Here is an 11603-nt window from a genome sequence, read left to right on the forward strand (position 1 = left end):
TTTACATACCTTTGGCAAATAAAAGCTCAATAATTGCGTCTTACCTACCCTAAAAACGAAAAATTAAAAAGCAAAACGCTTATCGACGAACTATTTGCGAGCGGTAAATCGGTTTCAGCTTACCCTTTGCGTTTAGTGTATTTACCAACAACATTTAATAATAATGTTATGGCTAAAACAGGTGTTTCAGTAAGTAAACGTAATTTTAAAACTGCTGTAGCACGAAATCGTATAAAACGTTTAATGCGTGAAGCTTATCGCTTAAATAAACCTGATATATTTAACAATTTATCAACACCCCATGCGTTTATGATTTTGTACATTGGTAAAGAAATACCTAGCTTTTACCATGTAAATGCAAAAATGAAGCAATTATTCGAGAAATTTTCGAATAAAAGCGAAGCCTAATAAAAATTCGTTCATGAAAAAATTATTAAAAAGAAAAGTAATTGTCCCCGTTTTACTTTGTGCTGTATTTTTAACAACATCGGCCTTTAAAAACGACTTTTTTGAAATTGCAAAGCAAATTGAAATATTCACCACCTTGTTTAAAGAAATTAACATGAATTATGTTGATGATACTAATCCTGGTGAACTCATGGATACGGCTATTAAAAGCATGCTTGCCGATTTAGACCCATATACCAATTTTATGAACGAACAAGATGTTGAAGCGGCAAGAATTAATAATACTGGCGATTATACAGGTATTGGTGCTAAAGTTAAAACCTTAAAAGACAAACTTGTTATAATTGAGCCTTATAAAGATTATCCTGCCGATAAAGCTGGACTTAAAGCTGGCGACGAAATTATAAAAGTTGGCAACACTTCTATTTTAGATTATAAAGACGATGCTGGTAACTTATTAAAAGGTACTGCTGGATCGCAAGTTGAAGTAACTTTTAATAGACAAGGCAAAACACAAACTACAACCATTAAACGTGCCGAGGTAGAAATTAAAGCTGTTCCGCATTTTTCAATGATAAACGATAAAACTGGTTACATTGTTTTAAGTTCTTTTAGCCGTAAAGCGCATAGCGAAACTAATTATGCACTACGCGATTTAAAAGCACAGGGTGCTAAACGTATTATTTTAGATTTACGCGGAAACCCAGGCGGATTGGTTAACGAAGCTATTAAAATTGTTAACTTATTTGTACCTAAAGGTCAGTTGGTTGTAACTACAAAATCGAAAGTTAAAAAATACAATCGTACGTATTATACACAAAACGACCCTATTGATACCGAAATTCCATTAGTTATTTTAATTGATGGCAAAAGTGCTTCGGCTAGCGAAATTGTATCTGGATCTTTACAAGATTTAGATCGCGCTGTAATTGTTGGTTCTCGTAGCTTTGGAAAAGGTTTAGTACAACGTCCAAAAGAATTAACGTACGGAACACAAATTAAAATTACTATTTCGCGCTATTACACACCTTCTGGTCGTTGTATTCAAGCTTTAGATTATTGGCATAGAAATGAAAATGGAGAGGCTGTTCGCGTAAAACAAGAAAATTATAACGAATTTAAAACTAAAAACGGACGTAAAGTTTTTGATGGCGGTGGTGTTTTTCCTGATGTTTTAATAGGAAGCTACAAAACCTCACCTATAACATCTGCAATTGTTAATAACGATTTGGTGTTTAACTACGCAACAAATTACTATTATAAACATAAAATTAATGATGTTAACAGTTTAAAATTAAACGATAACGATTTTAAAGACTTTAAGAATTATTTAAAAACTAACGATTTTACTTTTGAAACCGATACCGAAAAAGCCCTTAAAAAAGCATTTGAAGTAGCTAAAAAAGAAGAGTTAAACGATAATATACAAACCGATTATTACGCCTTAATTTCAAATTTAAACAAATCAAAATCGACGGTAATCGATGAAAATAAAAACTATTTATTAAATAAACTTACAGAAGAAATTGTTAAACAATATGCTTATCGCGAAGGTTTATACGAGTATTACAAAATACACGATAAAGAAATTAAAAAAGCCACCGAAATTCTAAGCAACTTAAGTACTTATTCAAGTTTTCTAAACTAAAACATTTACGAAATACGTTATAATAGTGGGGCTATCATAGTTTTCAATTAAAAATACTATATTTATCCCACATTGATATGAATATATTTTTAATCAACATACTACTAATTTTTTGTGTAACAATTTGTTCTTCACAACAAAATTTAACACATGAAGTATATTTTGAAACTGATGAATATGACGTACCAAATACAGAAAAAAACAGATTACTTTTATTCATATCAGAATTAACAGATGTGAATATTGAAACGATTTCTATTTTTGGTTTTTGTGACGATAGAGGTGCCGATACTTATAATTTAAAACTTTCTCAACAACGTGCCGATGCTATAAAAAGCATATTTTCAGAAAATGAAATTAGTGAATCATTAATTACAAATGTTGATGGTAAAGGTGAAATTCTTTTAAAAATAGTCGAAGAAAAAAATCTTTTAAAAATTCGTGGATTAAATAGAAAAGTTGAAATTATTGTTAAACCTAAGCCTCCAAAACCAGTTATTAAGGTTGCTAAAATAGTTGAAAAGCCTAAAGAAAAAACAGTAATAGATAAAATTAACGAAAGCGTTAAAGGTGATAAAATAATTTTTAAAGATATTTTATTTAAAACAGGATATGCAACTATAACTCCTGCAACTAAAAAAAACCTAACCGCAATTGCTGAAGCTTTAGCCAAGAGACCTGATATTTACTTTACTATTCAAGGTCATGTGTGTTGTACCAAATATTCACGCGATGCTATAGATAGAAAAACAAAACTTCGTAATCTTTCCGAAGCACGAGCTAAATATGTTTACGATTATTTTGCTAAAAAAGGCATAGATAAAAAACGTATGCGGCATATAGGACTACGCCGAAAATTTCCACTAGGTGGTGATCCTCAATACGACCGTCGTGTTGAAATTGTAATAAACTATGTTGATAATGCCAATTAAATGTTATGTGCTTCAAAATCTCAGATGTTTGTCTTTTTTTTATTGTTTTTCAATTAAAAGTAATAGCACAAACTTATGTTCCAGATAATAATTTTGAACAAGCACTAATAAATTTAGGTTACGATACTGCTCCGCTAGATAATTTTGTACCAACAACCAACATAAATACAGTTACTTCCTTAGATATTGCAGAACTAAACATTACAGATTTAACAGGAATTGAAGATTTTTTAAGCTTAACAAGTTTAGATTGTTCAGAAAACCAAATTACTAGTTTAAACGTTTCGCAAAACACCCAGTTAACTGAACTGTACATTAATGATAATCAAATAAACACGATTGATATTTCGAATTTAACGATTTTAAAAATATTTTGGTGTTTTAATAATAACTTAAATCAATTAGTAATTGATAACAATCCGAATTTAATTTCTTTAGTTTGTTGGAATAACAATTTATCAACTTTAAGCGTAACTAACAATAAGGCTTTAACTGTTTTAGTTTGTGAAGAAAATAATCTGTCAAACCTCGATATAACTCAAAATACAGCTTTAAATAGATTACAATGTGGTAGTAATTTTTTAAATAATTTAATGCTTACTAAAAATACAAATTTAACTTATTTAGCCTGTGAAAATAACCAATTATCAACACTAGATGTTAGCCAAAATACAGCACTAAAAACCGTAATTTGTAACAATAATAACTTTAAAACACTAGATTTTTCGAATAATACCAACCTATCATATTTAGATTGTCATTCTAATAACTTATGCACATTAAACATAAAAAATGGTAATAATTCGACGATTACGTTTATGGATTTTAGTAATAATAATTTTATTAACTGTGTAATTGTAGATAACGAAAATGCCGATTTTAGCGCTTGGAAACCCAATAATTTTAATAATTATACCAATAAGATTGAAACTTGTAGAGTATTTATACCAGTAGATGAACTTAATGATTTTATTGGTAAATATTATACTTTACCAACCCTGACCAATGGAAATTATTTTACAGAAAGTAATGGTGCCGGAACACTTTTAAATGCAGGTGATAATATTACCGAATCGCAAATAATTTACATTTATAATGAAACCATTTGCGATAGCAATGAATCTTATTTTAATGTATTAATAACCGATGCCGATTATTATATCCCAAAATATTTTACACCCAATAACGATGGTAGTCACGATTTATGGAAAATTTTAGATAATACCAATATAATTTCGAAAATTAGTATTTACAATAAATATGGAAAGCTGTTAAAAAATTTATCTTCAGGAAATTTGCAATGGGATGGTACATTTAATGGTAAACATTTACCAACCGACGATTATTGGTATGTTATAAATTTAAATACAGGCGAAGCTATTCGCGGGCATTTTGCTTTAAAGCGTTAAATTTTAAACATGGCAATATGCGGAATATCATCTTCAAGATACTCCTCTCCTATTTCTTTAAATCCTAAGCTATTATAAAACTTTTTTAAATAACACTGTGCAGAAATTTTTATTTCGGTTTCGTTAAAATAATTATTTACAGCAAGTATTGAAGCGTTCATAATATCGTAACCATATTTATGTTTACGTTCGTTTTGCGCCACTACTACCCTACCAATACTGGCATTTTTAAAATAATCACCTGGTTTAAAAATACGTGTGTATGCTACAATTTTTTCATTTTTAAATCCTAAAATATGAATTGCTTTTTGGTCCTTATAATCAATATCTTGATACACACAATCTTGCTCTAAAACAAATACTTCACTTCGTAATTGAAGTATATTATAAAGTTCTTGGATGCTAAGTTGGTTAAAGGTTTTAGTTTGTATGGTTAGCATATACTATTTTTTTAAAAAGATTTTGAAATAACTTAGGGACCACAATAAAATTGTTAATCTTGAACAATAATATCTTTTATATCGTCTTTATTAAATTCGGGTTGAATTGTTACGTGGTTAATATTAAATTTTTTATGTAAAATAGTTTCAATTGTTAATAAAATAGCATCAAACTCGGTAATATTAACATCTTCATTTAAATCTAAATGCGCTTCTAAATGCAATTCATCATCACTTAAATTCCAAATATGAACATGATGTAATTTTTTTACTTTTGATAACTTGTTAACTTCGTTTACAACTTCATTAATATCAATATGTTCTGGTGTAAATAACATTAACATTTTAGTTGAAGTTTTTAGTAAAAAATAACCCATCCAAATTAAATACAAAGCAATTAAAAAGGTGAGTAAACTATCTACCCAAAACAATTGAAAATATTTCATGAGCAAACCGCCAATTAAAACAGCAATACTTGCTAACATATCGGTTAATAAATGAATGTAAGCCGATTTTATATTTATATTATTCCCAGATTCTTTTTTAAGTAAATACACGCTAAATCCGTTGCCCAGAATAGCCACCAGCGCAAGAATTATAACTAAATTAGAATGAATAGTTTGCGGATTATTAAAACGCTCGAAAGCTTCTTTAATTAAGATAACAGCAACAATTATTAAGGTAGCTGCATTTATAAAAGCGGCTAAAATTTCGGCACGTTTATAACCAAAAGTACGGTTTTTAGATGCTTTTCTCTTTGCTAATTTAGTAGCTACATAACTTACAATAAGCGAAATAACATCGCTAAAATTATGCAAAGCATCACTTAATAAAGAAAGACTGCCTGAAATTAAACCACCAACAACTTGTGCTGCTGTAATAACTACATTTAATAATATAGAAATTAACAGATTTCGCCCATTTAAATTAGGATGTTTGTGCGAGTGCTTATGCGACAGACTGTGTTCCATTCATATTAACAGGATAATGGAATTTTATCGATACGACGTTGGTGACGACCACCTTCAAATTCGGTATTTAAAAAGGTTTCAACCATTTCAACAGCTTGTTCTATAGCTGTAAAACGCGCAGGAATACAAATAATATTTGCATTGTTATGGCCACGAATAAGTTCTACAATTTCTTTAGTCCAACTTAAACCAGCACGAATACCTTGGTGTTTATTTGCTGTTATAGCAACACCATTTGCACTACCACAAATTAAAATACCGTAAGTTGCATTTTTGTTTGTAACATCGGTTGCAACCGGATGTACAAAATCGGCATAATCTACGCTATCTTTATTATCGGTTCCATAATTAATTACGGTATAACCTTTAGCTTCAAGATATTTTACAATGGCGTATTTATAATCGGTACCAGCGTGGTCGTTTCCTATAGAAATTGTCATGTTTATATACTTTATTTATATATAAACAAAGGTAATAAATTAGTATTTAGATAGCTATTATTAAAAAATACTTATGCTTTATATTAACATAGTACAAATAAATAGTATTAAAGTGTTTTATTAGTATTTCAGAATCAAACAAATTAAACTAAATGCTTATTTAAGTGTATAATACATTCATTTATATATTTAGCTTGTTAATAACCTATTGTTTTTTACAAAAGCTGCTTATTTTTTTTCATTACTTGTTAATAAGTGTTGATATGTTTCTAAAACATTTATTTGGTTTTTATCTAAAAAATTACAATCCGTAACATTTAGTTAACATACAAATAAGTTAATGTAAATTTTTAGTTAACTTATAAGCACTAGAATGTACAGTTATAAGCTATGTTAACTCATTCTTTTATTAAAAATTAGCTGTTAATTGAGTTATTAACAGTTGTTAATAGCAAATTAAAAAAGCTTATAAATTAAGAGTTTAGCTAGTTTAAAATATGTTAATTACCTATCAATAATTTTGAATAACATACTTATCAAAATAAAACTTAAAAAAGTTATACCGCTATTAACAAGCTATAATAACCATCATTTATTTTTTAAAATTTTTAAAAGAAAATGGTATTATAATATATAGTGTGGATAACTATATTTTTTAAAATTTAATTAATAAACTTTTGCTAGATTTTATATCTAAATTTGTAATTAGCTATTAATCAATAATTTTTATATGAAAAATATAATTGTATTTCTTTATTTATTACCTGTTTTATCGTTTTCACAAATTCAAATAGGAGAGGATATAGATGGTGAAGCTCAAAGTAATAATTCTGGATGGTCTGTTGGTTTAAATAATGATGGCACTATTGTGGCTATTGGAGCTATTGGTAATTCTGGAGTTAACGGTATTGCTTCGGGTCATGTACGTATTTTTAAAAACGAATCTGGAACGTGGACACAAATAGGAGAAGATATAGATGGTGAAGCCCAAGTAGATTATTTTGGATACGCTCTCGATTTAAGTTTAGATGGTAGCATAGTTGCTATTGGTGCAATTAATAACTCAAATTCGGCTGGACATGTACGAATTTTTAAGAATAATTCGGGTGTTTGGACACAACTTGGAAATACAATAAATGGCGAAGCAGCAAATACTTTTTCTGGTTGGTCTGTAAGTTTAAGTGCAGATGGTAATGTTGTTGCTATTAGTTCTCCAATGGCTGGAGTTTTTTCGGGATACGTAAGTGTTTATAAATACGATTCTGAGTCTGAAGTTTGGCTAAAAATAGGAAACCATATTGAGGGCGATACTTTTGATTATTCTGGTATGTCTATAAGTTTAAGCGCAGATGGCAATATCGTTGCCATTGCTAGTTCTTCTAGTGGCGATGGTTTACCTGCTAATGGTAAAGTGCGCGTTTATAAAAATGTAGCATTAAATTGGGTTCAAATAGGTACAGATTTACATGATAATTTAGCGGGTGAAGTTTCTGAAACAAAAGTTAGTTTAAATGCGTCTGGAGATATTTTAGCTTTTGGTTCTCCTAGAAATGATAATAATGGTGATGATTCTGGATTTGTTAGGGTATTTAAATATAATTCGGGTATTTGGGAACAAATAGGTACTGGAATAAATGGTGAAGCAGCAGGAGATGAATCTGGAAGTGCTATAAGCTTAAATGCTACTGGTGATGTTTTAGCTATTGGTGCATATAAAAATGAAAATAGTTCTGATTCTGGTCATGTTAGAATTTATAAAAATATTGCAGGAAATTGGCAAAAAATAGGTAGTGATATTGATGGAGAGTATGCAGGCGACGAATTTGGAGGAGCGGTTTCTTTAAGTGCCGACGGAAATGTGGTTGCTATTGGAGCTATTGAAAATAAGGCTAAAGGCGTGCAAACAGGGCATGTTAGAGTTTATGATTTAACGGCTGTATTATCAAACAAAAGTTTTGAAAATAACTATTTTTCATATTATCCAAACCCTGTAAATAATGTTTTAAATATAGATGTAAATAATGGTTTAGAATTAAAACAAGTAAACATTTACAACATGCAAAATCAATATTTATATTCTGCAAAAACATCGAAAATAAATGTTAATAAGCTAGTCAGTGGTATGTATTTTATTGAAGTAGAAACCACTCAAGGAAAATCTGCTAAAAAGATAATTATAAATTAAATATTAGTTTTTAAATTTTATTTAAATCGATACAAATTTTATAAGCCTTTTTTATGAATTAACTTTTCCTAAACATCGATTAAATTAAATTATTGTAAGTTTGTGTAAACAAATAGCAATTACTTCACACTAAAAAAGCTATTTACTAACACAATTTCCGTTATCTTAGGAAATAAATATGATTACTCAATTTTTATGAACAGAAAAAGAAAAGGAAAATCCAATAAAAAGGGAATTTCCAACCTTACAAATACAATTTTAAGCATATTAAAAAAAGAACGCAACCAGGCATTTAATTATAAACAAATAGCAGCGAAAATAGGCGTTAACGATGCCAGTAGCCGTAACCAAATTATAAAAACTTTAGCTAAACTTGCAGCTAAACAAGAAATTGAAGAAGTAGATCGTGGTAAGTTTAAAGCCGTGATAAATACCGAGTATTACACTGGAATTTTAGATTTAGCAGCACGCGGGTCTGGTTATATTATCTGCGACGAGTTTGAAGAAGATATATACATAGCTTCAAACAATATTAATCGTGCGTTAAATGGAGACGAAGTTGAGTTTTACCTTTATAAACGCCGTAAACGCGGTAAAATGGAAGGTGAAATTACTCAAGTTTTAAAACGCGAAAAAAGCGAGTATGTTGGTGTTATCCAATTACATAGCAATTATGCTTTTGTAGTTGCAGATAGTACAAAAATGTATAAAGATATTTTTGTACCCATAAATAAAACTTTTAAAGCTGAAGATGGTGATAAAGTATTAGTAAAACTTGAAGATTGGCCAGAAAAAGCTGATTCACCTTACGGAAAAGTAGTAAAAGTTCTGGGGAAACCTGGAGAGCACAACACCGAAATTCATGCTATTTTAGCCGATTATGGCTTACCAAACGAATTTCCAGAAGCGGTTGAAACTTATGCAAACGAGCTCGATACCTCTATAACCGAAGCAGAAATTGCTAAACGTCGCGATATGCGTAAAGATTTAACCTTTACGATAGATCCTAAAGATGCTAAAGATTTCGATGATGCCTTATCTTTTAAAAAATTAGAAAATGGCTTGTACGAAATTGGAATTCATATTGCAGATGTGTCCCATTATTTAAAAGAAGGTACCGTTCTCGACGATGAAGCTTACGAGCGTGCCACATCGGTTTATTTAGTAGATAGAGTAGTGCCAATGCTGCCCGAAGTACTATCTAACAATGCCTGTTCATTGCGTCCGCATGAAGAAAAATATACATTTTCGGCAGTATTTACTTTAAATGATAAAGCTGAAATAAAAGACCAATGGTTTGGTAGAACGGTAACTTATAGTGATGCTCGTTTTGCTTACGAAGAGGCTCAGGCAATAATTGAAAATAATCCCGATGTCACGCTTGGTGCAGTCGAAGCGTCAAAAATCAATACCGAAATTCCTGAAGAAGTATCATTAACAGGAAAAACATATCAAACAAAACCCGAAATTGCCGAAGCAGTTTTAGTATTAGATAAGCTTGCTAAAAAAATGCGCGGTGTGCGTATGCGTTCTGGAGCGATTTCTTTCGATAAAGTTGAAGTAAAATTCAATTTAGATGAAAACAACGATCCGGTTGGTGTATTCTTTAAAACCAGTAAAGATGCTAATAAGTTAATTGAAGAATTTATGCTTCTTGCTAACCGAAAAGTATCGGAATTTATTGGTAAGCAATCACCTAAAAAAACCTTTGTTTACAGAGTTCATGATGAGCCAGACGAAAGTAAATTAGCTAGTTTACAAGGTGTTGTAAAACGTTTTGGCTATAAACTCGATTTTAAAGATAGAAAATCTACTTCAGCTTCATTAAATAATTTACTTAAAGAAGTTAATGGTAAAAAAGAGCAAAATTTAGTAGATACTTTAGCCATACGAAGTATGAGTAAAGCTGAATATTCTATACACAATATTGGGCATTATGGTTTAGCATTCGATTATTACAGCCATTTTACATCGCCTATACGCCGTTATCCAGACGTTATGGCACACCGATTACTACAACACTATTTAGATGGCGGAAAAAGCGCTAATGAGGATGTTTACGAAGAAAAATGTAAACACTCTAGCGATATGGAAAATTTAGCGACAAAGGCTGAACGTGATTCTATTAAATACATGCAAATTCGCTTTATGGAAGATCATAAAGATGAAGAATTTATAGGTGTTATTTCTGGAGTAACAGATTGGGGTATTTATGTTGAAATTATTTCGAATAAATGTGAAGGTATGGTAAGTGTTCGTGATATGACAGACGATCATTATGCTTTCGATCAAGAACTTTACGCTATGGTTGGCAGAAGCAATAAAATTATTTACCAACTTGGTGATGAAGTTGTTGTAAAAGTAAAAAATACTGATTTAGTTAAAAAGCACTTAGATTTTACTTTAATAGGTAAAGTTGAAGAAGAAGCTTAAAATATAAAATAGAATAAAAAAAGAGCTTGTTTAAAATATTTTAATATTATCAACCTTTTAATAGTCTGTAACCGAGCTCCAGTTTTCTCCAGATTTTATGCGGTATAATTGCATTTCTGAAATTCCAAATTGTTTAGCAATCATTTTTAAACGTGTTCTGCGGTTAGGGTCGTTTATTTTTCGTTTTATCAATCTAACTTTACTTTCGGTAAGTTTCGCATAAGTACGCTTTCTAGGTTTATTTTTATATTCTGGATTACTAAATTGATGAATTTCTTTTTCACGTTTAGTGGCCCATTTTAAGTTTTCAACCCGGTTATCATTTTTATCGTAATTTAAATGAATTACGTAAACGCCATCATTTTGTTCTAAAAAGTGTTGTGCAACAAGTTTATGAATATATCGGCTAGTAGATTTTCCATTTACCTTTTGTTTTACTGGTAAATTTCGATACCCGTTTATATACGATTCTTTTACTAAAAATTCTTTTTCACCTTTACAATTAATAACTCTTCCGTAGTTCGAAATTTTAAATTTTTCATTTTCTGCAATAGCATCATCAAATTTAATTTCTTTCCATTCTTCTTTCCAATAATCTCGTATCATAGTTTTTTTTTAAAGTAAAAATAGCAAGTATGTAATTTACGTAAAATAGAAGGAAGCTAGAAGCATTTTAACCAAAAACTATTAATTTTCGCTATAATGAAAGAAATAATATACATTTAAATTTATATATT

At 29.8% G+C, this 11603-nt stretch carries 10 protein-coding genes; 6 read left to right on the plus strand and 4 right to left on the minus strand.

Annotation, left to right across the window (positions count from 1 at the left end; all coding sequences use genetic code 11):
• The first annotated feature begins 33 nt into the window (after positions 1 to 33).
• The 4 genes from rnpA to PW52_RS17025 all read left to right on the plus strand — a co-directional run bounded on the left by rnpA (position 34) and on the right by PW52_RS17025 (position 4397).
• Positions 34 to 408, plus strand: coding sequence for a ribonuclease P protein component (rnpA, locus tag PW52_RS03415; RefSeq protein ID WP_044631517.1), 375 nt, complete (start codon positions 34 to 36; stop codon positions 406 to 408).
• A gap of 13 nt (positions 409 to 421) precedes the next feature.
• Positions 422 to 2056, plus strand: coding sequence for a S41 family peptidase (locus PW52_RS03420; RefSeq protein ID WP_044631518.1), 1635 nt, complete (start codon positions 422 to 424; stop codon positions 2054 to 2056).
• Between the two features lie 77 nt (positions 2057 to 2133).
• The gene (locus PW52_RS03425) at positions 2134 to 2988 is read left to right on the plus strand and encodes an OmpA family protein (protein WP_044631519.1); all 855 of its coding nucleotides are present in this window, start codon (positions 2134 to 2136) and stop codon (positions 2986 to 2988) included.
• Positions 2989 to 2993: 5 nt separating this feature from the next.
• Positions 2994 to 4397 (plus strand): T9SS type B sorting domain-containing protein, encoded by a 1404-nt coding sequence (locus PW52_RS17025; protein WP_052823368.1) that lies wholly within the window; start codon positions 2994 to 2996, stop codon positions 4395 to 4397.
• On the opposite strand, the gene PW52_RS03435 is transcribed toward PW52_RS17025, so the two are convergent.
• From PW52_RS03435 to PW52_RS03445, 3 genes are read right to left on the minus strand one after another with little or no spacing between them, the layout of a single operon-like run.
• Positions 4394 to 4837 (minus strand): GNAT family N-acetyltransferase, encoded by a 444-nt coding sequence (locus PW52_RS03435; RefSeq protein WP_044631520.1) that lies wholly within the window; start codon positions 4835 to 4837, stop codon positions 4394 to 4396. The genes PW52_RS17025 and PW52_RS03435 overlap by 4 nt on opposite strands.
• A 53-nt stretch (positions 4838 to 4890) precedes the next feature.
• On the minus strand, positions 4891 to 5808 hold the full coding sequence (locus PW52_RS03440; RefSeq protein ID WP_044631521.1) for a cation diffusion facilitator family transporter: 918 nt from the start codon (positions 5806 to 5808) through the stop codon (positions 4891 to 4893).
• Between the two features lie 5 nt (positions 5809 to 5813).
• Complete coding sequence (locus PW52_RS03445) at positions 5814 to 6248, minus strand: RpiB/LacA/LacB family sugar-phosphate isomerase (RefSeq protein ID WP_044631522.1); 435 nt, start codon at positions 6246 to 6248, stop codon at positions 5814 to 5816.
• A gap of 730 nt (positions 6249 to 6978) precedes the next feature.
• On the opposite strand from PW52_RS03445, the gene PW52_RS03450 reads away from it, so the two are divergent.
• Positions 6979 to 8433, plus strand: a complete 1455-nt coding sequence (locus PW52_RS03450) for a T9SS type A sorting domain-containing protein (RefSeq protein ID WP_044631523.1) — start codon at positions 6979 to 6981, stop codon at positions 8431 to 8433.
• Between the two features lie 195 nt (positions 8434 to 8628).
• Positions 8629 to 10866 carry a ribonuclease R gene (gene rnr, locus PW52_RS03455; protein WP_044631524.1) on the plus strand — a complete coding sequence of 746 codons (2238 nt, stop codon included), beginning with the start codon at positions 8629 to 8631 and terminating at the stop codon, positions 10864 to 10866.
• A 57-nt stretch (positions 10867 to 10923) separates the two neighbouring features.
• On the opposite strand, the gene PW52_RS03460 is transcribed toward rnr, so the two are convergent.
• Complete coding sequence (locus PW52_RS03460) at positions 10924 to 11472, minus strand: HNH endonuclease (protein WP_044631525.1); 549 nt, start codon at positions 11470 to 11472, stop codon at positions 10924 to 10926.
• Between the last annotated feature and the right edge of the window lie 131 nt (positions 11473 to 11603).

This window comes from Neotamlana sedimentorum (genome assembly GCF_000943565.1).
In the GTDB taxonomy this organism is placed as follows: Bacteria; Bacteroidota; Bacteroidia; order Flavobacteriales; family Flavobacteriaceae; genus Neotamlana; species Neotamlana sedimentorum.